This is a genomic window from Alloiococcus sp. CFN-8, from assembly GCF_049943125.1.
Lineage (GTDB): Bacteria > Bacillota > Clostridia > Clostridiales > Clostridiaceae > JAEXZL01.
In genome coordinates this window covers 3,084,035-3,110,019 of record NZ_CP188040.1, presented here as the reverse complement: position 1 = coordinate 3,110,019, position 25,985 = coordinate 3,084,035, and the positions used below count along the sequence as shown (strand labels likewise).

Sequence of the window (25,985 nt, the reverse complement as noted above, 5' to 3'; positions counted from 1 at the left end):
TAATACCACGCTGCATATACTATATATATTTTCTAATTATTATTTTTAGAATAGAGAAATGGCCATAATAAAGAAAAAGAGCCTGTGGATAAATAACTCACAGACTCTTCTTCTTACGAAAACCTTAATCCCTTCATTAATACCTCTGCAGTACCAACATTTGTTGCAATGGGAACATGATGAACATCACACAGCCTTATTAAAGCTGTAACATCAGGCTCATGAGGTTGAGCCATTAAAGGATCTCTTAAAAATATCACATAGCTTATCTCACCAGTAGCAATCCTGGCTCCTATCTGTTGGTCCCCTCCTAAGGGTCCTGACAGAAATCTAAAGACCTCTAAGCCAGTTTTTTCACTGATAAGTCTTCCTGTAGTGCCCGTAGCAAATAGCTTATGACCCTCTAGTATGCTTTTGTACCTGGATGCAAATTCAATCATATCATCCTTACATCTGTCATGAGCAATTAAAGCAATGTTCATACCCATATCACCTTTTCCTAAAAGTTTATTTTCTTTTTCCTCATGGAAATATTAAGCACCATTCCAATAGATATAAATGCAGTAAGCACGGAGCTTCCTCCATAGCTTACCAGAGGCAGTGTAATTCCTGTGATTGGCATAAGACCTATGGTCATACCAATGTTCTGAAGCAGGGAAAACATAAATACTGAGGTTACACCTATGGCAATTAGGGAACCAAAGATATCCTTTGCTTCTCTGGCTGTTTTTATAAGCCTATATATAAGTATACCATAGAGGAGTAGAAGCAAAATTGCACCAATAAGCCCCCAATGCTCCCCAATGATTGAAAATATAAAGTCCGTATGGGATTCTGGCACGAAGGAGGATACGTAGCTGCTGCCTTCTAAGCCGGTGCCAGAACCAAAAATCCCCCCGGAGCCTATACCTATCTGTGAACGCATAAGCTGAAGGGTTGAATTCAACTCATCAGCTTCGGGGTTGATAAAAGAGGTTAATCTTCTCTTCCAATAATCTGGCATTAAAGATGAATTCCATGCCAATACTATAACCAAAAATATCGAAGCAAAGCCCCCACCTATGATCCTTATATCTATATTTGCAATAAAGAGCATGCCAAGAACTATGAAGAAGCACACCATGGTCATACCCATATCTGGCTGTATTACTATAAGCAGCATGGGGATAAAGGCATATAGCGCTAGTGTTGATAGGTTTTTAAAGTTATTTATCTCTCCATCCATATCATCAATCTTTTTGGCCAGCATGAGCATCATACCAATTTTAGCAAACTCTGCCGGCTGTATCGCTCTGCTGCCCAGAGAAATCCATCCTCTAGCACCTTTTACTACGCTGCCTAAAAACATTGTAGAAAATAAAAGCGCAACAGAAGCCCAATAAAAAATAACTACGTAATTCTTCACTACGGTATAATCTATCAAAATAGAAGCATAAACAGCAACAAGTCCCAAACAAAGCCATATTAACTGAAGCTTAGCATAGTAAGACCCAGCTGAAATATATATATTCACAACCCCATACAGAAGTATTAAAACGGCTGTAATAAGAATAGTCCAATCCATCTCCTTAAGGAGCCTAGTATCTATTTTTAATTTATTTAGCATTAAACCCCTCCGACAAATAAAGCTATATACTATTATAAACTTAATAATATCTATAATCAATTAAGTTTAAAATATATATAGCTTTATGTCAATTATCTTTTTCTTACATTTTTAATAGGTATATTAGCTACTAGTGAAGGTGCGCCACCCTCTAATTTTTCCGTAGAGGTGACAGCTATGTCCACATCAGAAGGCTCAATTTCTATGTATCTAGAGAGAACCTCTAATATTTCACTCTTTATCTTATCCAGGATATCCGGAGATAAGGTGCCCCTATCATTTATTAATATTAATTTAAGCCTATCCTTTGCTACATCCTTAGGACTGGGCTTATTAGAAAATAGCCTATTTAAGAATTCCATATTCCCCCTCCTTATTTCCCTTTTTTGAACAACTTCTTTAGTGCCCCAAAAAACCCTTCATTTTCTGTAGATAAATTCATAAGCGGTACTTCTTCACCGCAAATTCTTCTTGCAATATTTCTAAAAGCATTACCTGAATAGGACTTTTCATCAAGAACTATTGGTTCACCCTTATTAGTAGATATAGTGATGTTTCTATCGTCAGGAACAACTCCTAGAAGCTTAACAGAGAGTGTTTCTATGATATCACTTATATCAAGCATATCGCCTCTTTGTGTCATCTCATAGTTCAACCTATTAATAACCACCTGATGATCATCTAAGCCCTTTGCATCAAGCTTTCCAATTACTCTGTCAGCATCTCTCACAGAGGTGATTTCAGGATTAACAACTATTACAGCTCTGTCTGCTCCTATTATTGCATTTTCAAAGCCCTGCTCTATCCCTGCAGGACAATCGATTATTACATAGTCAAAATCCTCCTTAAGCTCATCTACCAGCTTAAGCATCTGTTGAGGATTTATGTCAGACTTATCCTTGGTTTGTGCTGTAGGTAATAAAAATAAATTTGGAAATCTCTTATCCTTTATAAGCGCCTGTTTTGTTCTGCAACGATTTTCAAATATATCCATTACAGTATAAACTATTCTATTTTCTAATCCCATAAGTACATCAAGGTTTCGAAGGCCTGTATCTCCGTCGATTAGCACTACCTTCTTACCCATGGAAGCTAATGCTGTACCGATGTTTGCTGTGGTAGTAGTTTTACCTACTCCGCCTTTTCCTGATGTAACAACTATAGATTCACCCATTTATATCCCTCCACACGATTAATAATTATATTTATTCGGTATATACGGTTCAACAACTATTGCCCCATCTTTTATCTTGGCCACCTCAGGATATTGTGGTTTTTCCTCATCCTCTGGTGATATAGTTATAATTCCGCAGATCTGCAATATTTCCGGCTGAAGATTAAAGGCTGCAATAATTGCTTTTTCATTTCCGGAGGTTCCTGCAAAAACTTGTCCTTTGAGACTTCCAAGAACTATTATATTTCCTTCAGCTCTAACCTCAGCTCCACTATTTACATCACCGATAATGACTATATTACCGGGATAATCAATAGATTGGCCCCCTCTTACGGTTTTCGTTATAAACTTTGTTCTTCCTTCCGAAACCCCGTTAAACATTTTATCCTGAACTTCTTCTTTATCCACAAATATACAATCCTGAATAAGAAACTCTTCAAAAAGTATATGTTTAAGCTTTTTCATATGGGCTTCATCAATGAGCTTTAAATTAGTATTTATTGTTATGGTTGCTCCCTTAAAAAATTTCTTTCCTCGGGATAGCTTTTCCTTCAATAGCTCAAGCATTTCCTCGAAATCTTTAAACTTATACATATTTATTACAGCTATTAGTCCATCTTTATTTCCTTTAATAATAATTCTTTTATCTAGCATATGAAACCTCCAAGCTTAAGCTATCATTATTATATTTCAACAGATTAAGGATAAATCCTTCTTTATTTTACAATTAATATTAAAAATAATATATGGGAGTACAGTGTAGATTACTGTACTCCCATAATTTTCAACATTAATTCTCTGCCGTTTCCCCATCATTATATATTGGAGCTACTGGAGGTTCTAAGGTATATGCTGTGGTAGTGGATGTATATCCTGGATGCTGGGTTTTAATTATATCCCTAAAATAGGTTTCCATAACAGCCCTAGCAACGGGTGCTGCACTGCTACCATGAGCTGCGTCATACATAACTACAGTTATAGCTATTTCTGGCTTCTCAATAGGAGCAAAGGCTACATATACACCATAATCGGATCTACCAATCTCTCTCTGGTCATTTCTAAATATAGCTGTTCCGGTCTTTCCTGCAGAAGGTATAGGAAAATTACCAAATACTCCAGTCTTATGAAGGAGGGACATACCATATTTAACATTTTTCACAGTGCTTTCCTTAAGCTCTAAATCCTTAACTACTGTAGGCTCATATTCCTTAACAACCTCATTATCAGGACTGGTTACCCTATCAACAAGATGAGCCTGATATCTGGTACCACCATTAACTATTGTAGCCAAAGCATTAGTTACCTGCAGTGGAGTGAATTGATTCATCCCAAGGCCTATGGAGCTATTTGTCATATTACCAGGAGCTGTTATATCTCCATTCCTATCTATATAAATATAACGATATAAATTATTAGCTGCCTTTATGAAATCATCATCGGTAAATTTAGCTCTTTCCTCCTCAGAGTAATGGGATACTAGCCTTTTAAGGAGCTTCTGAATGTCATTTATCACTACTTTATCACTTTTACCATTTTCTTCATCACTGTTATCATTTTCTTCAGCATTTTTACGTTTTTCTTCATCCGCACGACTTCTTAATCCATCAGCCACATAATCCTTTACTGCCTGCTTAGCTTCTGCCAGCTCCTGATCATCATTAGCTTTGTAAGCAACAAGGAAAGGTTCATGATTCTCTCCCATACCTGGAGCATAAGTATATTCACCTGCTTCGAGCATATCAACAACATCAAATTTAGCCATATCCGCTGCTAGGTTTGCATAGGCAGAGATTGAATAGACCTGTCCATTTTTATTCTCGTATATTTCAACTCCCGTACCCTTAACATTGTCTGTCTCTGGATCATAACCTAAGCCAAGCTTCCAGGAAAACTCCGCCAAAGCGTCAAAATTTTCATTATTGTTGTTTTTATTATCTGGGTCATAGAGCCTGTAGGCTAGCTCATAGAAGTAATAGTTGCAGGAAACTCTAAAGGCCTCTGCCATATTAACATAACCATGACTTCCTCTATAGCTGTTATATATTTCGCACATTCCTTGATAATTTTCGAATTCATCATACTTATTGAAAATCCCGTGATCATATATCTTTTCGTATGGATTAACCACGCCAGCTTCTAAAGCTGCTGCTGCTGTAACGAACTTGAAGGTTGAGCCTGTGGGCAAAAGACCCTGGGTAGCATAATTAAAGAAAGGCTTAGGATAAATATCGTAGGTATCCACAGTATAGTCACTAGAAAAAAGCTGGTTAGGAGTTTTTGTTGACCCTGTAGCTTTAATATATTCCTCTGCAAATGCCTCATAATCAGGAGTAAAGTATTTTTCACTGAGCTCATCAGTGAGCATCCCTGGTATTGTAAATATATTCGGATCGAAGTCTGGGTAACTGGCCATGGCAAGGATTCTTCCAGTGTTCACCTCGGTAACCACCACTGCTCCTCGATTAGCATTGGCAACGATATTTCTGCCATTATCGACTACCCTTTTAGCACTTAATTCCTGAAGAGCTTCCTTCAAGGACCTCTCTGCAGTATATTGCAGTGGCGAATCCAAAGTAAGGTGCACATTATTTCCAGGGAAGGTCTCTAGCCTGAAAAGCTCCTCTGTAATTCTTCCATAGGTATTTACCTTTACTTTGTTTTCTCCTTTAGCTCCTTTAAGCTCCTCTTCAAAGGCAGCCTCTATTCCACTAATACCAAGCTTATCTGTCGCTGCATCATAACCCTTCTCCTCTAGCTTTTCCTTTTGAGTAGAGCTGATAGAAGACACATAACCAATCACTGACGATGCTAGACTTCCATAGGGGTAGTATCTCACAGGCTGATATCTCACATCAATTCCAGGCATATCATTGAGCTTCTGCATAAATACAAAGGCTGTTTCATTAGAGATATTTGAAGCAATGGTAGTAGGATTATAACCTGAATAGCTCTGCATCTTTATAGCATCCAGTACCACCATATATTTTCTAATATCTTGTAGGGAGTACCTTTCAAGAAGTAGTTCTGTGATTTCCTCTCCATCAAGCTCTGAATACTTCTCTGCTTCATCCTCAGTAGGATTCAAAAGTAGATACATTTTATACTGCTTAACTAGTCTATAGAACATTTCTTCAGGGGAAATCTCAAGCATTAAATCCTCCAGCTTAATAAGATCCTCCTCAGTATAATCATCTTCTTTTTTATCCTTGAAATACTTATTTTCATTTTTTATATAATAATCAAAATTTCTATCCTCTTTAAATCTCAACTCTAAGGTCTTTATAGCTGTAGCATCCTGTGTGTTATAATTCATATAAAAGTTGCCACTTTCATCAATTTTTAACCTAAACTCATCTAGGATTTCCTCGCCATATTTATCTAAAAGCTTAAATACTGTTGCCATAGTATCAAAGAAAAGCTTTTTGCTTTCCTCCGTTTCCATATATTCTACAGCGTAGCTTTGTTTACTATCAGCCAGTACTGCTCCATTGGAGTCATATATTTTACCCCTTGGCGCCTGTTCTGTTATTGATTTAACAGATAACTCATCAGCTCTGCCCTTATAATCCTCGTGGTCTACTATCTGAATCATCACTAGCTTTGATATAATAGCACCGTAGATTAAAAGCAGTATTAAAACCAATAAAGTAAACCTATTAACCCTTATCTTTCCCTTTTTATTCACCAATCATCACCTATTCATTAAATTTCCAATCCTTTTTCATATAATTCTTTTCTGACATCTTATATACCGGTTTATAAATAAAGAAGGCTACTAACATAGACATCAAGGCCACGTAAAGTATCCCCTTTAAACTCATTGATAACCCTATAGCAAAAAGTATTATATACACCAATATATATTTAATCATAGCTAAAACAAAAGTGGCCAGCACTGGTATGAGCTTTTTTTCTCTAAAAATACTCTCACCAATTACTGCTGCAGCCACACATACAAGCATATTTACCAGTGTATTAACACCAAAGCCCTGAAAAAAATAAATATCCTGAAGGAGGCCAGTAAACACACCTATGTAAAGAGCATCCCATCTATCATTAACAAAAGAATGGCAGAGGGCAAATACAAATAATAAACTAGGATAATAGGTATTTATATCCATATGTGGAATAATAGTATTATCTAATATCATTAATCCTATGCAAATCAGTACCAGGATAGTTTTTCTCATACATTTCCCCTCTTAATACTCAATATTTCTAATATCCTCAGGAATAACTACAAAGAGCTCCTCTAGCCTATTAAAATCCACATAAGGCTTTACCGTAGCAATCTTCATGAGCTTCCCCTTATCCTCATCTACGGAAATCACCTCTCCTACTTTTACTCCTTTAGGATAGATATTTCCTAGTCCGGAGGTTAATATTATATCTCCCTCTTTAACCTCGGAATCCAAAGGAAGATTATAGACCTTTGCCAACAGATTATTATTTCCATCTCTATAGCCTTTTAGTATACCAACAGCTTCTCTGGTGCTCTGCACTGTTACACTTACAGCTATATTTTCATTAATAATATTGTCTACAATAGCCCAGTTACTTTCCACCCTGGAAATCTGACCTACAAGACCACTATTGCTTATCACAACCATACCCTTGGCTAGGTCAACATTTTCACCCTTATCGATGGTGTAGCTATTTAAATAGGAGCCTGAGGGGATATTTATAATATTAGCTCCGATATAGCTATATTCATCTCTATTTTCTGTAAAGCTATAAAGCTCTCTAAACCTTTCATTTTCATCCTTTAAATCTTCAAGCTCAATAAGCTGAGATTTAAGCTCTTCATTTTCTTCTCTTAAAGCTATGTTTTCTGATTTAACATCACTAAAATTAAATGCAAAGTATAAAAAATCCTGCACCTTATCATTGACACCATAAACGAATTTTTGTATAGGATTAAAAACTGCGCCTACTCCACCTACCAAAACACTACTGCTATCTTTATTAACACTGAACCCAATAAGCCCTAAAAAGGCAACTGACAGTACTATAATAGTAACTGCCAGCTTATTTTTAAATATCTTCATTACTAGCCTCTTTGACCTCTAGCTATGCTGTCAAAGTTATCCAAAGCCTTACCTGCTCCTAGTGCTACGCAATCTAGTGGATTTTCGGCTATATGTACCGGCATATGGGTTTCATGATTTATCAGCATATCTAAGCCTCTTAGGAGAGCACCTCCACCTGCAAGCATTATTCCTTTATCCATAATGTCAGCAGCTAGCTCTGGTGGTGTCTTTTCAAGAGTTGTTTTAATTGCTTCTATGATAGAAGCTATAGGCTCCTTCAATGCATCTCTGATTTGTGTCTCTGAAATTTCTATTGTTTTAGGAAGTCCTGATATTAAATCTCTTCCTTTTATATTCATTGTTCTTTCTTCATCATCAACCTTGTAAGCAGAACCTAGCTCCATCTTAATAGCCTCAGAGGTTCTCTCACCTATCATAAGATTGTATTCCTTCTTAATATAGTTGATTATGGCCTGGTCAAGCTCATCACCAGCAATTCGGAGGGACTTACTAGTTACTATACCACCTAAGGAGATAACAGCAATTTCAGTAGTTCCGCCTCCCATATCAACAATCATGCTTCCAGTAGGTTCATCTACAGGAAGACCAGCTCCTATAGCAGCAGCCATTGGTTCCTCCATGAGAAGTACTTCTCTAGCGCCCGCCTGCCTAGTGGATTCCTCTATAGCTCTTTTTTCAACCTGAGTAACCCCAGATGGGAAGCATACTATAATACGAGGACTAGCAAAAGCGCTTTTAGCTGTTACCTTTTCTATAAGCTTTTTTATCATGGTTTGAGTTATATCAAAATCAGCAATAACTCCATCCTTAAGTGGTCTTATAGCAACGATGTTACCAGGAGTTCTTCCTATCATAAGCTTAGCTTCGCTTCCTACTGCTAGAGCTCTTTTTGTTATATTATTAATAGCCACTACTGAAGGCTCTCTAAGTACAATCCCTTTTCCTTTTACATATACTAATGTATTAGCTGTTCCTAAATCAATACCCATGTCTTTTGTCATTCCAAACAATGCCATGTTTATTCCCCTTTCATATTAGATTATTCCTTTTTCCTTTAAGCTTACGTATGAATTCCCTCCGATAATAATGTGATCTATGAGCTCTATCCCCATTAGCTTACCACATTCCTTTAATCGAAGAGTGATATTAATATCTTCATCACTGGGAGATGGATCACCAGAAGGATGATTATGACAAACAATTATTGAAGCACTATTAAACCTCAAGGCTTCACTAAAAATCTCTCTGGGATGCACAATGGAAGAGTTAAGTCCTCCCATAAATATGTCCTTTGTAAATAACACACAGTTTTTTGTGTTGAGCATTATGAGCCTTAACACTTCCTGTTTAAGAAATTTCATATCTTCTCTCACCAGGTTTGCCGCCTCCATGGGGCTAGAAATCTTATTAATTTTCGTTCCTTTTTGCACGTAAGCTCTCTTAGAAATTTCAAATAGGGCACAAAGCTGAGCTGCTTTTGCTTCCTTTATTCCGCCGATTCTCATCAGCCTTTGAGGAGTGCAATTAATGAGTCCAGCAAGTCCTTGAAATTCTGATAAAATCCTGTCGCAAAGATGAATTATATTTTCGTTCTTATTACCAGTTCTTAGTATGAGAGCTAAAAGCTCTGAATTTGTGAGAGCTTGTGCTCCCATTTTTAGAAGCTTCTCTCTTGGTCTTTCTTCTTCGGGTAAATCTGATATTTTAAGATGTCTGTATGAGCCTTTGTTAATCTCCATGACCTTCTCCTTTATATAGATTACCCATCCCCTTATTTTAAAAAGTTTTTAGCATGCAGTTTAGTTTATTAATTGGTAAGCCAACGATATTATAATAGTCGCCAATAATTTGTTCAACAAATATTCCTGCAGCGCCTTGAATTCCATAGGCTCCTGCAAAGGACATGTAGTCTTCGCTATCAAGATAAGCTGATATCTCCTCTTCAGTCAGGGGAGAAAACTTAACCCTTGTAGCTGTACACTGGGATTCCTCTTTTAAAGAATTCTTGCTTATGACAGTAACTCCTGTGAAGACCTCATGCCAGCTATCGCTCAAGGATTGAAGCATATTATAGGCTTCCTCTCTACTTTTTGGTTTACCTAATATCATATTATTCTGAGCAACAACGGTGTCTGCTCCAATGATTATACTATCAGCAGGGGCGGCCTTTAGAACCTCTTTTGCTTTTCTTTTAGATAGCTCTATTACATATTCACAAGGATTCCCATTAAATTCAACTGTTTCTTCATTAAAATTACTAACTACTATTTCAAACTCAGATGTTATTTTATTCATTAGCTCTTTTCTCCTAGGAGAAGAAGATGCTAAAACAATTTTCATAGGTTCACATCCTAATGCCTTTTATATAATATTATTGACACAATAGCACCTACTATAGTCATTATATTCAAATTAACAGTAGCACCAAAGGTTAAGGACATAAATCTCAAATCCAAAACTAGCGGCGTCTCTGTACCTATAGTATAGACTGTACTTAATATTTTTAATGAAGGAATATAGCTCCCTAAAAATTCTCCTAAAATGCTGCCAAGAAGTGCACCAATAATTATTAAAAATAATAAGGAAAAGCTTTTATTAGAAGTTTTCAAATTCATCCCTCACTTTTGCTCTACATCTAATATAGTGTATCACTTAATAATACTGTAAACAAGTGTCTATACGGCATTTAAAAATTTTTTTACTTTTATGTAAACAGCCTGTAACCTAAAGCTAATGCTTCAGAATACAGGCTGTTAATTATATTTTATATTTTACCACCATATTATATATGAACCTTGATAAATCCTCTTGGGAAGCCTTTGTAAGATCCTCCGGGAGTCCCTGAATAAACACATTAATAGCTGCAAGATCCTCTTTGTGAGGATTTTCACCTTCAGGAAGCTTTATCTCACCGCTCCATTTTTTTAACTCTGCGGTATTTATAGATGCTACGTCATTTTCCTTCAATCTTTCATGATGCTGCATTAAAGCATCAATAGAATTTCCTAGCTGCTCTGAGGCTGAATCCTTATAATCTATATTTATCTCGCTTTTTACAAAGCTTATTCCCTGCTCCGTTAGAGACTTGATAAAGATATCTCCCTGATCTTTCCTTATTATATCAATAATGACCCTAAACTTATCCCCATCCTCCACTATAAAGGAATTATATTTACTTCTAAGCTGGTTATTCACAGCCTCTGCATTTTCTTTTTTAGAATAGAAACCTCCCTGTATAATCCAAAAGGTAAGACCAGAATTACTTTCTGTGCTCTTTTTTCCATCTACCTCCTGTGTTTCTTCTTTTTCTTTACCAGTGAGCTCCCTTTTTAATACTCCCTCCAGACCTTTGCTAGCAACGAAAGCTACTACTAGAAACACCATTATGATAATTAATAGCTTTAAGAGATTATTATTCTTCTTTTTATAATTGTATCTTGTGTATCTCATATTATCCCCCCAATTACCAATAAATGAATCGTATATTTATAGTTATTATTCAGAATCCAATAAAATACCAAAAAAATACCGACAATTCTATTATCATATTTTATCAATGATAATTTCTCTTGTCGGCATATACATCAACATATAAATTACAACAGCTTTTTAAATATAATCAAATCCTTGTCATCATTAATATCCTCAAAAAAATCCTTGGTGATTCTAACAGCCTCAAAACCATTACTCTTCCAAAATCTAAGCGCCTGCTTATTTCCTGAGCTCACCGCTGCAGAAAAGCACTTGATTCCCTTAGTATTATAAAAATGCTCAATAATTATATTAATAATGTCCTTCCCTAAACCTCTTCCCCTATATTCATATCCAACCATAAAAAACCAGAATATAAGCTCATTTCCTTCTACCCTTCCTTTTAAAACTCCAATTATTTCTTCATCATTTTGAAGCTTTAAAAAGATTTCGTTATCTGTAATATAATATTCAATAAATCTCTTCATAAACTCATCAAATTCTATAGAATTTATAGAGCTTGATTCATTAAGATAATTCTTCTCTCTCTCAATCCACTGTGAAATAGAAAAGGCATCTTCTTTATTTATACTAGATATAGCTATTCCATCTTTTATTAGTGCTAAATCTAACATATTTAATCACCTCATAGAAAATAATTCTACATCACTCTATAAAATCCTTTTTATTCGTAAAATAAAGGAAAATTAAAAGGAGCCTTCTCCTTTGGCAATTAATACCTAAAGGAAGACTCCTTTTTTAAACACCTTTACTTCATCATTTTATTGTATATTTCTATCACCTTTCTGAGGTTATAATTAAAAATAATATTTTCCTCCTTCTCAGTGTCAGTTCCCTTGTCCTTATCACGGACAGCCATGAGTTCTTCACCACTAATACCCGTAACACCGGAAAGCAGAGCAATATTATCTGAGGAAATAGCTGTTCCCTTTTCTTTAATTAGCATCAGGGCTTCTAGATAGATAAAAAGAGCCTCAAGGCTTTTAGAGGTGTTGACAAAGCTATCTAAATATAGGTCCTCACCTCTATATATAACATGTTCTTCCTCTAGGGCTGCTACCAGGGTGTTATATTTTGAAATAAGGATGCTTAAATCCTCTAAATCAACCAGCTCACCACCATGGGCTATAGCTGATAGTTTATTAAGGATATTAGCTTTTATTTCATCCATTACCTCTAATATTTTTTCATGGAGCTTTGGAGCAAAAACCAAATAATTTACCAAAACCGATATAACAATTCCTAACAGGGTATCTAGCAATCTGAAGAAGCTGTATTCCAATGGACTTTTACTGGTGAGGTTAATCATAATCGCAATGAAAACAGTATTAGATATAACTATAGACTTCTTCAGCTTAAATCTATTACAAAAAGCTATAATGATAATAGTACCTAAGGATATAAGAAATGGGTTACCTTTTCTTATACTGCTGAAAACCAGTCCAATAATAGCTCCTATAAAAGTTCCCTGCATTCTGTTAACCCCTGCCTTATAGGAGTTAATCACGGTACTTTCCATGGAAATCACCGCTGCAATACAGGGATAAAATGGTGAAATCCCAAAAAAGTTAGAAATTACAACACATAAAAAAATCGCTAAGGCAGTTTTGTATATCCTGAGACCAATTTTAAGATTAAGCTTCAATAATAACACCACCTATTATTATTGGATTGCTTTTAATAGTTCCTTCAAGAAAACCCATAAATTCTGTACTGAGGTTATGCTCATATGTTCTTCAGGAGTGTGGACATCATAAAGATTAGGTCCGAAGGAAATCATATCCATGTTATCAAACTTCTCACTAAACAATCCACATTCTACACCAGCATGTATAGCTACAATCTCTGGCTTTTCACCAGTGAGCCTTTCATAAACCTCACAGCTTATATTTCTTATTTTAGATTCACTATTATACTGCCACTCTGGATAGCCTGCCTGGAATACTGCTTCTACTCCAAGTGCTTTTGCAATATATTTAGTTTCCTTAACTATCTCCTCTTTAAGACTTCCAACAGAGCTTCTAATTGCACTGTGGAACTCCACCTGTTCCTTTGAAGTTATCACTACTCCTAAGTTAGTGGAGCTCTGTACTAGACCAGGTATATCCTGACTCATAGTCCTTATTCCACTAGGGATAAGATATAAAAGCTGTACTGCTTTTTCAGTGGTTTCTCTGTCAAAAACCTGTTCTGCTTTTACATCCATTTTTTCTAAAAGTACCACTGCATTTTCATCCACTGCTCTATACTCATTAGCTATAATATCCTGCCATCTAGCCACAATATCCTTTAGCTGATTTTCTTCCTCCATGCTGCCATAAAAAACTACATCCATCTCTCTAGGAATAGCATTGGTTTTAGAACCACCCTGCAGAGATATTAGCCTTATACTGCAGCTTTCAATGATGTCAGCTAGCACCCTTCCAGCTAATTTATTGGAGTTTGCTCTCTGCCTTATGATATCTAGGCCAGAGTGACCACCCTTTAAGCCTCTAATCTTAAGAGTATAGCAGCATCCATTATCAAATGGAGCTTCATAGCTTATAGGAAGTATCACCTTATTTCTAACACCTCCAGCACAGCTTACTAGGAATTTCCCCTCTTCCTCAGAATCAAGATTGATCAGGATTCTCCCCTTAATATGCTCTGGCTTAACAGCCATAGCACCAATCAATCCAGTCTCTTCCTCTGTAGTTATAAGCACTTCTAAAGGTGGATGTGGAATATCCTCAGCATCAAGGATAGCTAATGAATATGCTACAGCAATCCCATTGTCTGCTCCTAGGGTTGTTCCCTCTGCATATATATAATCTCCCTCTATTTTTAGCTTTATTGGGTCTTTTTCGAAATCATGAATAGTGTCATTATTTTTTTCGCATACCATATCCATATGTCCCTGAAGAATTACCCCTGGCGCCTCTTCATAGCCTTTAGTTCCTGGTTTTCTTATTATAATATTTAAAGCCTCGTCCTGAATTACTTCAAGTCCTCTTTCCTTAGCAAAGGCTACGAGATAATCGCTAATTGCTTTCTCATTGCCAGATCCTCTAGGAATATTAGATATCTCTTGAAAAAAATCAAAAACCTTCTTTGGTTCGATGTCTTTAATATGCATAATTTCCTCCTAAATAATATTATTAAAAATCATAATAGGTATATCATTTTAATTTTACCTTACAAAATAACTTATTGCAAAATAATACAAAAACACCTTTTGAAATTATTGTATATTTTCTTTAATTTTCTTTATTTTACAAATTTAATAGTATAAACTAAGTATAATACTTCTAGGATAAATCTATCAAAACAGTAAAAATTATAAACAGAGGTGATGATAATGCAGAAAACAAAAATGATCTTTACCATAGGACCGTCCAGCTTCTCTGAAGAAATTCTTAAAGAATTCATTCTTTTAGGAATGAGTGCTGCAAGACTTAATTTTTCTCACGGTAATTATGAAAGCCACCTTAAAACCATCAATACTATAAAAAAACTGAGAAAGGAACTAAACTCTCCCACAGCAATACTTTTAGACATAAAGGGTCCTAAAATAAGGACACATAATTTTAAGGACGATAGTGCTATTCTTCAAAAAGGACAAAAATTTAGCTTTAGATGTGATAAAGAGATTCTGGGAGATAACACAGGCTGCTCCATATCCTATACTGAGTTATATAAAGATGTCTTTCCCGGTGGAACTATACTAGTTGATGATGGACTATTAGAATTTACCATTGACTCTGTAGAGAATAAGATTATCCATTGTACCGTAGTTAATGGTGGAATTATTAAGAATCATAAAGGTGTAAACGTCCCCTACGTAAAAATAGGCCTTCCTCCATTAACAGAAAAGGATAAAGAGGATCTTATCTTCGGTTGTGCACAGGAGGTTGATTATGTAGCCGCATCCTTTATAAGAAAAGGCTCTGACATGGAAGAGGTTAGAGCTATACTAGATAGCAATGGCGGTAGAGATATAAAGACCATAGCAAAAATAGAAACTCAGGAGGGTGTTGATAACATTGATGAGATTCTCTCTGTTGCTGACGGTATAATGGTAGCTAGAGGCGATATGGGAGTAGAAATACCCATAGAAAAAGTTCCTCTAATTCAAAAGAGTATAATAAAGAAGTGTAATCAAGCAGGTAAAATTGTTATCACAGCGACACAGATGCTGGATTCTATGATTAAGAACTCAAGACCAACAAGAGCCGAAGCCACAGATATCTGTAATGCTGTTTTCGATGGCACTGATGCAGTTATGCTCAGTGGAGAAAGTGCCAGTGGTGATTATCCACTAGAGGCAGCCTCCACTATGGCAAGGATAGCTCAGGAAACAGAAAATCACTTAGATTATGAGGTGTTCCTTAATCGATTAAAGGACCTCCATCTCATGAGCTTTGCTGATGCTATAAGCTATTCTACAGTACAAACCTCCAATAAGCTTACAGTAAAAGCTATCGTTGCTGCAACCCAAAGTGGCTCCACAGCCAAGCTGATTTCAAAATATAAGCCCAGCTGTCCCATTATAGCCATAACTCCTAGTGAAAAAGTACTGAGAACCTTGAATCTCCATTTTGGAATTTTCCCAGTTCTTACCCCGGACTTTTCAAATGTAGAAGAGGTAATACCTCTAGCTAAGAGTATAGCCATAGAAAACGACATCGCAGTAGAAGGAGACAGCATTATCATAGCAGCTGGTATGCCTACTGCCATGGTTGGTGGAACAAATATGTTCAAACTAGAAAAAATCTAATAAAAAAACTATCCTGAAAGAGCTATTAGCTTTTTTAGGATAGTTTTCTTTTTATCATTTTTATCATTTTTTAGATACCTATAATTGCTACATAAGGCAGCAGCATAATTATACCGAAAAATATACCAATTACAAAGAGCAGCTGACCTTCTTTTAAATTATCTCTTTCTTTTAATTTCAATATAAAGTAATATGATGAGGTTATTATAGCCAGTGTGATAAGCATTCCAAAGCCTAAAAATTCTGTAATAGAAAAGGCTAGGTATGGTGCCAAGCTACCAATCAGCAACCCAGATATAAGACTGAATGCTATTTTAGGATAGGGTATAACTCTTTCTGTTGCTTTTTCCATGACTCTAATTCCTCCTCTAATAATTCATAATTAACTATTTAGTTATCAATAGTGTAATATTAGTATAGTATAGGAAAAGCATCTTTGTGTTACAATTAAATTAATAAGTGTTACAATTTAATTACATTATCGATAATTAATATCAATAAAAAAGCCTGCTTTTTAAAGCAGGCCATTTTTATTAATCCTCAAACTTAAAGTTTTTTAGCTTATCCTTAAATAAGTCACCTAAGGTAACATCATTGCTATCATCATTATACTTTAAGAATTCCTTAGAGCTTTCAGAAGCATTTTTGATGCTTAAGGAAACCTTTTTATTCTTTTCATCTATATCAAGAACCTTAACCTTTACGGAGTCTCCAATTTTTAAAACATCAGAAGGCTTTGCGATATGCTCATCGGAAATTTCGCTGATATGAACTAAACCTTCTACTCCAGGAACTAATTCTACAAAAGCTCCTATGGCTATGAAATTAGTAACCTTCCCCTGTACCACACTTCCTGATTTATATTTTGAAGTAAGCTCTTTCCATGGATCTTGATTTACATCCTTGAGAACTAAGGACAGTCTTTTCTTCTCTCTATCAACATTTTGAACATAAACTGTAACCTTATCACCAACAGAAACTACCTCTGAAGGATTCTTTATCCTGCTCCAGGATAAATCGGAAATATGAACTAGACCTTCGATACCATCTAGATCTACAAAAGCACCGAATTTAACTAGCTTAGATACAGTACCTTCTTTCTTTTCTCCTTTTTTGATAGCGCTCCATAAAGCTTCTCTCTTCTCCTCTTGAGCCTTCTTTTCAATAGCCTTTGCAGAAGCAACCACTCTGGATTTTTCGCTATCAAATTCAATAACTTCCACTTCTAACTCCTTACCTACAAAGGTATTTATATCTTCAACATAATTAAGAGAAAGCTGTGATGCTGGAATAAACACTCTTATTCCCTTGTAATATCCTATGGCTCCACCTTTTACTGCTTCCTTTACAGTTAACTTAACAGTTTCTTTACTCTCAAAGAATTCCTTAAGCTCATCCCATCCCTTAATGGCATCGGCCTTAAGCTTTGAAAGAAGGACATTACCCTCTCCATCACTATTTTTAATAACCATTACATCGATTTCTTCATCAACGGCTAAAATATCTGCTAGTGAAGCCTCCTGATCCTTTGTGATTTCTTCCTTTGGTATTATTCCATCGCTGAAATAATTAATATTTACAAATACCTCTGAATCAGTAACCTTAATAACCTTTCCCTTTATTATGTCACCAGTATGTATTTTATTGAACTCATACTGATCAATCATTTCATTCATATTTGTATCATTATTATTTTCATTAACCACTATTAATCACTCCTTATACAAATGCTCTATTAGTTATTATAACATATTCTGTTTATTTTTATATTACATTTTTCTGAATATACTACATTATAGCCTATCCATAATCAAAAGAAGACACTTATAATTAAAGTGCCTTCTTTTAAATAATTATCTATTAGCTACAAATACATATTCCTCTTCAGAAGACATATGGGAGTTAAAACCGTAGCCTTCTAAAGAGAATTCCTTTATATCTTCAGGGTTATCTATGGCATTTTCCATGATAAACTTACTCATATAGCCTCTTGCCCTCTTAGAATAAATACCTATGGTCTGATGCTTTCCATTTTTATATTCCTTAAAGCTAATATTGATTACTGGATATTTCTTTTTGATTTCCTGAAGGTCTATAGCTTTTGAGTATTCTATAGAGGCAAGGTTAATCAATGCTCCATTAGCTTCTTTTGAAAGCTCCTCTTTAAAGTATTTAGTAAGCTTGCCACTCCAATAATCATAAAGATTTTTACTACCTCTAAAGGATAGAGGAGTACCCATTTCCAAACGATAGGGTTGTATATCATCCATTGGCTTTATAACTCCATAGAGTCCTGATAAAATTCTTAAGTGATTATTAGTGAATTCCAGCTGCTCCTCCGTAAAATCCTCTGCCTTCATAGCTCTATATACGTCTCCCTGAAAGGCTAGGAGAGCAGGCTTGCCCATCCTTTTATTTACTGACCATTCCTTAAATCTCTTATAATTCATCTCCCCAAGCTTAGGAGATATTTTCATTAAGGACTCTAATTCCTCAGGAGATCTCTTCTTCATCTCTTCGGCTATTCTTGCTGCTTCCTTCAAAAATCTCGGCTCTTCCAGTTGATACTTTCCACATATACTATCAAAATTTAATGTTTTAGCTGGTGATATAATAGTTAGTATAAATATTCCTCCTTAAATTAAGCCCTCAAGTATAAATCCCTTGAGAGCTCCTTCTTACATGGTTTTGTTGATATAATTTATAATATCGCTTCTTTTAATTATTCCTATAAAGGTTCCATTATCATCTACTACAGGAACAAAATTCTGTCTGGCTGCTAAGGTTAATAGGCTTTCTATATTAGCATTAATATACACGCTTTCATGCTTTGTCTTTCTAGGTATCTCCCTTATAGGAATTTCCTCAACCTTCTCAAAGGTAAGACCAGGAGTATTTTTAAGCTTCCAGAGCATATCCCCCTCGGTGAGAGTCCCTACATACCTTCCGGCTTTGTCAATAAGAGGTATTGCAGAATAGCCATGCTTCTCCATACTTTCTAACGCCTGCTTCATATTTCCTTCTACACTCTCATATATTACCTCTAGCTTTGGAGTTAAAAAAAATGCTATATTCATGAGTATCGTCCTATCTTTAATAATATTTTTTTCAATTATATCTTAACATATTTTATCTTACCAAAAAGAGCTTTTTATATTTTATTAACATACTTTTTAGAAATTCTAAGCTGAAGGGAATAAAAAAGGATGAGGAAGCCCTATGGATTCCCCTATCCTTCTGATAACTAATCTATCGGAACCTCATTCATGAGCTCCTCGGAAACAATGTTTAAAATCTTTTCTAGCTCTTCCACCTCAGCCTCACTAAACCTCTTTTTTATCCTATCCATCACCGTAGAAAGATAGCTATAGCTGATATTATAATATTCAAAGTATTTGTCTGTAACCTGAAGATGGTACTCTCTCTTGTCTTCTGGTGACTGTATCTTTCTCAAATAGCCCTTCTGAATCAAATTATTGACTTTATAGGTGGCATTTTGAGGGGAAATTTGTGCAAAGGAAGCAAATTCGTTAATAGTAGGCTTCTTTAGTCCATGTATTATCTCTAGACAAAAGGTCTCTACTGTAGTAAGACTTGCATCTCTTCCCTGAAATCTTTGAAAAACCTTTCTATAAAAATGTAATTTAAACTTTGTATAAACCTTTGAAAAGGATTGGTCAAGCATCTAATTCCCCCTTAAAAGAGGGTGCTAAGCACCCTATGATTCCTGTTCCTCTTTTTTCTTCTTATCATTTTTAAGTACAGATACTAAAAAGGCTACGGCAGCTGCTGTTATAGCAAGCTTTGTACCAGTTGACTTCTTCATTGGTCATCCTCCTCTCTTAACCTATTTTCTTAAATTTATAGGAATAATTCAAATAATCGCTTTCATTAATAATATTAGTGTTGTTTGTATATACCTTTTCCCCCGCCAAGGTTTTTTTAATCACAACCTCCTGAAGTAATCTAGATTTACATTTAGGACACATCCCTAAGGCCATAAACCTCCAGCTGAAAAGCTTTAAGGGTTCCTCTCTCTCTCCAGCTATATGACACCTTGGGCAACAAAACTCGGTTTTACTCTCTTCTACAACTATATCCTTAAAATCTCTAATCATTATTGCCGGCATATTATAAACATCATTGACAATATAGCTTTTTATCACTCTGCTGTTATATAACCTTTTAAAGACTAATGCTGTACATTTAGCATCATAAAGCGCATCATGAAGCATTTCTTCATTCACCTTAATTCTAAGCTCATCTAAAGCATTTTTCAAGCTTAGAGATTTTTTGTGAGCCAGTACCTTAGTTATATACTCTTGAATATCAAGATATTTATTAATCCACCCTATATCCTCATATCCATGGACACTGGAATTAATAATTAATTCCGCTATATCATCCTTGGCCCAGGAGCAGAGAACATGATCCCCCTCACAGAAGCCCTTAAACTCCACCATTGCCTCAGAAAAGCTAAGTCCTTTTAAGAGTTCCTCCTCAGTAATTCCTGTTATCTCTAGAACTCTAGGATTTAATATTGGTAGTATAGAAGGCTTAATATAGCATTTGAAGGAAGCAAGCTCCTTCATATAAACATCATATTTTACGGCTCCTATTTCTATTATTTCGTTTTCCAGCCTGTTTTCATCAAGCTTCCCCTCTAGCTCAGGATAAAATTTCTCTATCCCTCTTAAATTATTAAATTCTAAATCAAAAATCACAAACCCCATGAATTGGAAGCCTCCTATATCTATTGCACAACCTAACTTAATTTAAATACTATACTATTATTTTAACTTTTTATGGAGTGGTATACAACCAATAAAGTCTTAAAATACTATAAAAAATACAGCCCTAAGGGCTGCATTTAATGAACTTATTTTAATGCATTATATATTCTTTCAAGATTTAACTCCATCATCTCTAAATAGGTCATCCCTTCTTCTCTAACTTCAATAGAGTATAAGGCTTCAACCTTTGCTCCTACCTCTCTAGCAATGGTTTTAGAAACCTCAGGAGCTGCCTGCTCTTCTGTAAACACAACCTTAATATTATTTTCCTCAGCAAGATGAACAAGCTCCTTAAGAGCTTGCGGTGTAGGTTCTCCCTCTGCTCTTAATCCTGTTATGGCCTTCTGAATGAGATTAAAATCTCTACATAAATATCCAAAGGCCTCATGACCGGTTATGAAATATTTATTGCTTATGGTATCAAATTTCTCTTTATACTCTCCGTAAAGGTCATCGAGCTTTCCAATGAAGTCTTGATAATTTTCCTCATAATAAGCCTTATTTTCTTGGTCAATTCCTATAAGTGCTTCTTTTATATTGAGGCTCTGCTGCTTAGCCTCTATGAGACTAAGCCAGATATGAGGATCAAACTCTCCATGATTATGGTCTTCCTCTTCACCATCCTCATGATGGTGTTCCTCCCCCTCTGTGTTTAATAGATTAACTCCAACACTGCTATCAATCTTAATTAAATCCTTTTTATTTGCTACTGTTTGAAGAACCTGATCTAGCCAGCTCTCCATACCAGCACCATTATATACAAAGATATCAGCACCAGCAAGCTTTTCAATATCTCTTGCCTTAGGCTCATAATCGTGAGCTTCTACTCCTTCAGGAACTAAGATACTCACTTCCACCTTATCTCCACCTATAGCTTCTGCAAAATCCCTTAATGGATTAATTGAAGCTACTATATTTATTTTTGTACTTTCTTCTGTCACAATATTATTTTCTTTATTATTATTTCCATTACAGGCAACTAAAGAAGCTGAGATAATTGCTGCTGTCATTATAGTAAATATTTTTCTAGACATAATACCCTCCTATTAATTGCAAATCATTTGCATCAAATAAATTCTATCTACTTTTACCAGTAATGTCAACATCAATATTATTTTATAGATTTATCAAATTTATACCTTTATCCTTCAGATAGTCTACTTCTCTTTTCTGGCAGGTAAAGATAATTACCTGCTTCTTTTTAGCTATTTCCTGCAGCACACTAAGGGTACTCTTAAGTCTTTCATCATCATATTGAACGAAGGCGTCATCTAGTATTATGGGGAGCTCCTTATCAGGGAATATCAGCATGATCATTGCTATACGGAGGGCTAAGTATGCCTGATCAAAGGTGCCACTGCTCAAAAAATCCCCATTGAATAGGGTATCCATTTCATTATCTCTCAGGGTGAGAGCATATTCCTCTGATACCTTTACTTCCTGATATTTATTACCAGTTATCCTAGCTAATAGCTCGCCTACCTCTCGATTTATAGTTGGAGCATAGCTTTTTTGAACCATGTTATAGCTTTCCTGAAGATTAAATATAGCTATATCAAGGACCTTTAGTCTTCTATTTAATAAAGCTATCTCCTCCTTTGTAAGCTCAAGCTCCTCTTCAATCTTCCACAAAGGTTCAACACCCTTAAATAAATTATCAAGAAGATTTTCCGTATCCTTGATTTCTTTTGCATTATTAAGGAAGCTCTCATTTAGTAATTTTATTTTCTCATCAATCTCATCTTCTGTGGAGTAGATTTCCTCATGAGACTCTATATCAAGGTCTGAAATTTCTTCCATGATGCTATCTATATCTCTTTCCTTTAATAAAGCAGAATAAGTGTTATTTATAGCCTTAAGCTCCCCTTCTACCTCCTTGAACTTCTTATACTTTTCCTTAAGCCTTCCCAGCTCTATAGTAAGTCTATCTATTGGTACATCCTTAAGTCCAAGAGGGGTCACTCTTCTCCTTAGCTGCTCCTCCTTATTCTTGTAGCTGTCCCAGAGCTTTTCTATATCCTTTTCTAAAGAAAGAATCTCCCTCTGTAAAAGCTTCACCTCTAAGGCTATGGCTTTATATTCTTTTAGCCTTAATAGAAAATCCTCGAGGCTTTCAGCCTCACTATTATTTAGAATATCCTTTATAGCTTTATCAGTATACTGGAAGCTTTCTCTTATCTCTCTGTACTCAGGACTTATTAGCTTATCCTCCCTATCCTGAATCTTTATCCTTATTACCTCTACATTTTTAGCTAATAAGGAATATCTCTTAATTCCCATTAACAATTCCTCGAGACTTGAAAACTTCAACCTCTCCATAAGTGCTACAAGCTTCTCCTCTATATCATGAATAGACTTCTTCAGAGCTTCCTGCCGTAGTGTTTTATCCTTAAGATCCTTGACATCCTTTAAAAGAGAATAAGAGGTATAAAATATATATCCACAGCTCATAACAGCTATTATTCCAAGGAGAAGTAAAGGTAGTCTGAAGCTAACATTAAGCTTGAAGGCTCCGAAGATTAGCAGAAGGCCTATAATAGCTAAGGATACTGCAATAATTATCTTATTGTTTAACCTATCCTTACTTGTACTTCCCTTACCTAGTGAATTTGCTTCTAAGGAAGACTTAAGCTCAAGAAGCTTTTCTTCATAATTCTGTAGAAGCAGCCTTCCTTCCTCGAAGCCCTCTGGTGTGGTGATAAAAGGCTCATAAGCCTTTTCATAGGCAGAAAGCTCATTTTTTAAGGCCGCTAGCTCCTTTAAAGTGTTTTCCTGCTCCTTAAGCTTATATTCATCTGCTTTATGCCCTGCCATAAGCTTTAAGATTTCTTCTTCCTTATAATCCTCTTCTAGATATCCTCTAAAATTATTTCCAATTAGCTGTTCCTTTTCTTCGAATATCTCCTTTTTATTCTGAAGCTCCAGCTGTTTTTCCAGTACAGCTTCTCTAGCTCTTTCACAGCTTCCCAGCTCCTCCTCCAGGCTATTTAAAAAAAGCTCGTCCACCATCCCTTGAGAAGTGCTTAGAAATTCCTCTGCCTGATTCTTCTCCTCTTCTAGACTCTCACTCTTCTTAAGATATTCTACAATTTCCTTATATTCCTTGTGCAGCTTACTTTTCTTTAAATATTTTTTATAGAGCTCTAGATCTGCAAGCTCCTTCCTTATTTCTTCTCTTTTATCTAAGAGTCTATTGAGCTTATCCTTGCTTTCAATATTCTCTTCGCTGAGCCTTAAGGTTTTATGATATTCTTCGTAAAGCTTAGATAGCTTGTTCTCTGCCGCGTCTAGCTTTCCTGCCTTGCGGTTATTACGAATAAGCTTCTTTTCATATTGTAGCTCCTGAAGCGCCTTATGAATAGATACACTTTCCTCTCCGCTGCTTCTAAGATTGGCTATTCTTTGGAGTAAATCATCATCCTTAGAAGAGGCAATATAAGTATTGAGCTGTTTAATACTAAGAGTTTTCTCAAAGGCTTCTCCACTAAGCTCCAGCAAATAATCACCTGGACTGTAATTCCTATATTCTTCCAGTTTTTTTCCTGTTAAGCTATCTAAAACAGCTATATTATCTTCTTTTTTTGTATTGCCAAAGGTTCTTTGAATTATGATTTCTCTATCTTCGTGACTAACATGTAGCTCTCCTGCAGGTCTTTCACCATTCCAGGGGCTATATTTAAGTCTATCATTATTTTTTATATCCTTTGATCTAGAAGAGGAGAAGCCATAAAGCATTACCTTAATGAAGGTTTGGAGAGTACTCTTTCCTCTTTCATTTTCACCGTATATAACATTCATTCCACTTTTTAATTCTAATTCCTTATCCTTTAATCCACCAAAGGCTTTTATTTTCAGTCCTTTAATTATCATTTCAGTGTCAGCTCACCTCCAGCTAGAGCCTGTAAGCCTACCTTTAAGGCTTCCCTATACAGCTCCTTCTCCTCTTCCTCCATATTCTCCATAGCCTTTACCATGCTTCCAGCAAATATTCCCTTTAAGGTATATTTATCCACTAGACTTTCAAGATTTATGGCAATAGAAGTCTTGTCCACAAACTTCACATAGTAGAATACACCCTTGAGCTTAGAGGACAGGATCTGGAGATTTAATCTAAAGTATTCTGGAAGCTCACCAACTAATACAATCTTAAATAAATTATTATTGCAATCTTCTTCCTCTTGGTTAATTTTAATAACAAGCTCTTCGTAGGTGGAACAGCCCGTAACATCTACTTCTTTAACTATATATTTTCTCTTTTGAAGAGGTACAAATTTCAAGTCTACCCCTCTCTTGCTCACAGTTCCAAGTATCGCACCCTTTTCTCCTGTTTCATCAAAGCCTCTACCTTCTATATTACCGCTGTAGGCATAATAAGTACTTCCTTCTCTCAGTATCCCTGAATACTCATGCTTGTGGCCAAGGGCAATATAATCCATCCTTGACTCCCCTATTTCCTGAGGAGTAAAGGGATTATAATCATTAACTCCCCCCTTGGATATCTCTCCATGGAGAACCATAAGATTTATAGCAGCCTGATTCTGCACTCTTATCCCTTTAAGCAGGGACTCTCTCTCATGGGATACAGAAAAGCCTATACCATGGACTATTGTGTTTAACTCAGGAATGGATATCTGTGTATACTTATCTTTAAATATGAAGACATTCTCCGGCCAGGAAATAAGGTTATAAAAAGATTTTGTATTATATGGATCATGATTTCCTGGGGCTATAAACACCTTTATATGAGGAATGTCTAAAAATTTCTTTTTCATAAAATCTAGGGTGCTTTTCATCACTGTAGTATTATCAAAAAGATCCCCAGCCAATAGGATTATATCAACCTCTTCTCTCCCTGCTAGATCAATTGCCTTACCAAAGGTTTCTCTTAAATCCTCTTTTCTTTTTTCTGCGGTATTTACCGAAAGCTCACTAAAGGGGCTATCAAAATGTATATCTGAAAAATGTAGTATTTTAACTCTGTCCATGGTGAACCTCCTCATCGAACTTCTGTTCCCATTTTATCACATTTTAAATTAATAAAAAAGTATGTGATATTATTTTTCACAGTCAAAGAGAGAGTATTAGCAATAGCCAATACTCTCTCTCCTTTTTT

At 35.6% G+C, this 25,985-nt stretch carries 26 protein-coding genes; 1 reads left to right on the top strand and 25 read right to left on the bottom strand.

All coding sequences use genetic code 11. The features are described 5' to 3' along the window. Window positions 1-113 precede the first annotated feature (113 nt). The 16 genes from mgsA to ACPWSR_RS14475 all read right to left on the bottom strand — a co-directional run bounded on the left by mgsA (window position 114) and on the right by ACPWSR_RS14475 (window position 14,438). A complete protein-coding gene (gene mgsA / locus ACPWSR_RS14550; protein ID WP_426348951.1) occupies window positions 114-482 on the bottom strand; it encodes a methylglyoxal synthase in 369 nt (122 codons plus the stop codon). A 17-nt stretch (window positions 483-499) separates the two neighbouring features. Then, window positions 500-1,606: a rod shape-determining protein RodA gene (gene rodA / locus ACPWSR_RS14545; RefSeq protein WP_426348950.1), complete on the bottom strand. Its 1,107-nt coding sequence runs from the start codon at window positions 1,604-1,606 to the stop codon at window positions 500-502. A 92-nt stretch (window positions 1,607-1,698) separates the two neighbouring features. Further along, window positions 1,699-1,968 (bottom strand): cell division topological specificity factor MinE, encoded by a 270-nt coding sequence (minE, locus tag ACPWSR_RS14540; protein WP_426348949.1) that lies wholly within the window; start codon window positions 1,966-1,968, stop codon window positions 1,699-1,701. Between the two features lie 11 nt (window positions 1,969-1,979). Then, complete coding sequence (gene minD / locus ACPWSR_RS14535) at window positions 1,980-2,780, bottom strand: septum site-determining protein MinD (protein WP_426348948.1); 801 nt, start codon at window positions 2,778-2,780, stop codon at window positions 1,980-1,982. An 18-nt stretch (window positions 2,781-2,798) separates the two neighbouring features. Beyond that, the gene (minC, locus tag ACPWSR_RS14530) at window positions 2,799-3,434 is read right to left on the bottom strand and encodes a septum site-determining protein MinC (protein WP_426348947.1); all 636 of its coding nucleotides are present in this window, start codon (window positions 3,432-3,434) and stop codon (window positions 2,799-2,801) included. Between the two features lie 136 nt (window positions 3,435-3,570). After that, the gene (locus tag ACPWSR_RS14525) at window positions 3,571-6,465 is read right to left on the bottom strand and encodes a penicillin-binding transpeptidase domain-containing protein (RefSeq protein ID WP_426348946.1); all 2,895 of its coding nucleotides are present in this window, start codon (window positions 6,463-6,465) and stop codon (window positions 3,571-3,573) included. A 10-nt stretch (window positions 6,466-6,475) separates the two neighbouring features. Further along, window positions 6,476-6,970 (bottom strand): rod shape-determining protein MreD, encoded by a 495-nt coding sequence (mreD, locus tag ACPWSR_RS14520; RefSeq protein ID WP_426348945.1) that lies wholly within the window; start codon window positions 6,968-6,970, stop codon window positions 6,476-6,478. Window positions 6,971-6,982: 12 nt separating this feature from the next. After that, window positions 6,983-7,828: a rod shape-determining protein MreC gene (mreC, locus tag ACPWSR_RS14515; RefSeq protein ID WP_426348944.1), complete on the bottom strand. Its 846-nt coding sequence runs from the start codon at window positions 7,826-7,828 to the stop codon at window positions 6,983-6,985. Window positions 7,829-7,830: 2 nt separating this feature from the next. Continuing rightward, on the bottom strand, window positions 7,831-8,841 hold the full coding sequence (locus tag ACPWSR_RS14510; RefSeq protein ID WP_426351393.1) for a rod shape-determining protein: 1,011 nt from the start codon (window positions 8,839-8,841) through the stop codon (window positions 7,831-7,833). Window positions 8,842-8,865: 24 nt separating this feature from the next. After that, on the bottom strand, window positions 8,866-9,570 hold the full coding sequence (gene radC, locus ACPWSR_RS14505) for a RadC family protein (RefSeq protein WP_426348943.1): 705 nt from the start codon (window positions 9,568-9,570) through the stop codon (window positions 8,866-8,868). A gap of 37 nt (window positions 9,571-9,607) precedes the next feature. Further along, window positions 9,608-10,171: a nucleoside triphosphate pyrophosphatase gene (locus tag ACPWSR_RS14500; protein ID WP_426348942.1), complete on the bottom strand. Its 564-nt coding sequence runs from the start codon at window positions 10,169-10,171 to the stop codon at window positions 9,608-9,610. Between the two features lie 11 nt (window positions 10,172-10,182). Further along, a complete protein-coding gene (locus ACPWSR_RS14495) occupies window positions 10,183-10,446 on the bottom strand; it encodes a DUF4321 domain-containing protein (RefSeq protein WP_426348941.1) in 264 nt (87 codons plus the stop codon). A gap of 142 nt (window positions 10,447-10,588) precedes the next feature. Then, window positions 10,589-11,281 carry a hypothetical protein gene (locus ACPWSR_RS14490; protein WP_426348940.1) on the bottom strand — a complete coding sequence of 231 codons (693 nt, stop codon included), beginning with the start codon at window positions 11,279-11,281 and terminating at the stop codon, window positions 10,589-10,591. Window positions 11,282-11,427: 146 nt separating this feature from the next. After that, window positions 11,428-11,937, bottom strand: a complete 510-nt coding sequence (locus tag ACPWSR_RS14485) for a GNAT family N-acetyltransferase (RefSeq protein WP_426348939.1) — start codon at window positions 11,935-11,937, stop codon at window positions 11,428-11,430. Between the two features lie 134 nt (window positions 11,938-12,071). Then, window positions 12,072-12,968 (bottom strand): FUSC family protein, encoded by an 897-nt coding sequence (locus tag ACPWSR_RS14480; protein ID WP_426348938.1) that lies wholly within the window; start codon window positions 12,966-12,968, stop codon window positions 12,072-12,074. Between the two features lie 18 nt (window positions 12,969-12,986). Next, window positions 12,987-14,438 carry an aminoacyl-histidine dipeptidase gene (locus tag ACPWSR_RS14475; RefSeq protein WP_426348937.1) on the bottom strand — a complete coding sequence of 484 codons (1,452 nt, stop codon included), beginning with the start codon at window positions 14,436-14,438 and terminating at the stop codon, window positions 12,987-12,989. A gap of 222 nt (window positions 14,439-14,660) precedes the next feature. Between ACPWSR_RS14475 and pyk the strand changes: the two genes are divergently transcribed. After that, window positions 14,661-16,079, top strand: coding sequence for a pyruvate kinase (gene pyk, locus ACPWSR_RS14470; RefSeq protein ID WP_426348936.1), 1,419 nt, complete (start codon window positions 14,661-14,663; stop codon window positions 16,077-16,079). A gap of 70 nt (window positions 16,080-16,149) precedes the next feature. Here the strand turns inward: pyk and ACPWSR_RS14465 are convergent, their stop codons facing one another. From ACPWSR_RS14465 to ACPWSR_RS14425, 9 genes are all read right to left on the bottom strand, one after another. Then, window positions 16,150-16,431, bottom strand: coding sequence for a hypothetical protein (locus tag ACPWSR_RS14465; RefSeq protein ID WP_426348935.1), 282 nt, complete (start codon window positions 16,429-16,431; stop codon window positions 16,150-16,152). A 181-nt stretch (window positions 16,432-16,612) separates the two neighbouring features. Further along, window positions 16,613-17,785: a 30S ribosomal protein S1 gene (rpsA, locus tag ACPWSR_RS14460; RefSeq protein ID WP_426348934.1), complete on the bottom strand. Its 1,173-nt coding sequence runs from the start codon at window positions 17,783-17,785 to the stop codon at window positions 16,613-16,615. A gap of 147 nt (window positions 17,786-17,932) precedes the next feature. Continuing rightward, the gene (gene yaaA / locus ACPWSR_RS14455; protein ID WP_426351392.1) at window positions 17,933-18,691 is read right to left on the bottom strand and encodes a peroxide stress protein YaaA; all 759 of its coding nucleotides are present in this window, start codon (window positions 18,689-18,691) and stop codon (window positions 17,933-17,935) included. 66 nt (window positions 18,692-18,757) lie between these two features. Then, window positions 18,758-19,156, bottom strand: coding sequence for a CBS domain-containing protein (locus tag ACPWSR_RS14450; RefSeq protein WP_426348933.1), 399 nt, complete (start codon window positions 19,154-19,156; stop codon window positions 18,758-18,760). Window positions 19,157-19,323: 167 nt separating this feature from the next. Continuing rightward, a complete protein-coding gene (locus ACPWSR_RS14445) occupies window positions 19,324-19,764 on the bottom strand; it encodes a MarR family transcriptional regulator (protein WP_426348932.1) in 441 nt (146 codons plus the stop codon). Window positions 19,765-19,921: 157 nt separating this feature from the next. Continuing rightward, the gene (locus tag ACPWSR_RS14440) at window positions 19,922-20,812 is read right to left on the bottom strand and encodes an exonuclease domain-containing protein (RefSeq protein ID WP_426348931.1); all 891 of its coding nucleotides are present in this window, start codon (window positions 20,810-20,812) and stop codon (window positions 19,922-19,924) included. A 146-nt stretch (window positions 20,813-20,958) separates the two neighbouring features. Then, a complete protein-coding gene (locus ACPWSR_RS14435; protein ID WP_426348930.1) occupies window positions 20,959-21,906 on the bottom strand; it encodes a metal ABC transporter solute-binding protein, Zn/Mn family in 948 nt (315 codons plus the stop codon). An 82-nt stretch (window positions 21,907-21,988) separates the two neighbouring features. Next, the gene (locus ACPWSR_RS14430) at window positions 21,989-24,742 is read right to left on the bottom strand and encodes an AAA family ATPase (protein ID WP_426348929.1); all 2,754 of its coding nucleotides are present in this window, start codon (window positions 24,740-24,742) and stop codon (window positions 21,989-21,991) included. Further along, complete coding sequence (locus ACPWSR_RS14425; protein WP_426348928.1) at window positions 24,739-25,857, bottom strand: metallophosphoesterase family protein; 1,119 nt, start codon at window positions 25,855-25,857, stop codon at window positions 24,739-24,741. The genes ACPWSR_RS14430 and ACPWSR_RS14425 overlap by 4 nt, the downstream gene beginning before the upstream one ends. Window positions 25,858-25,985: the final 128 nt, after the last annotated feature.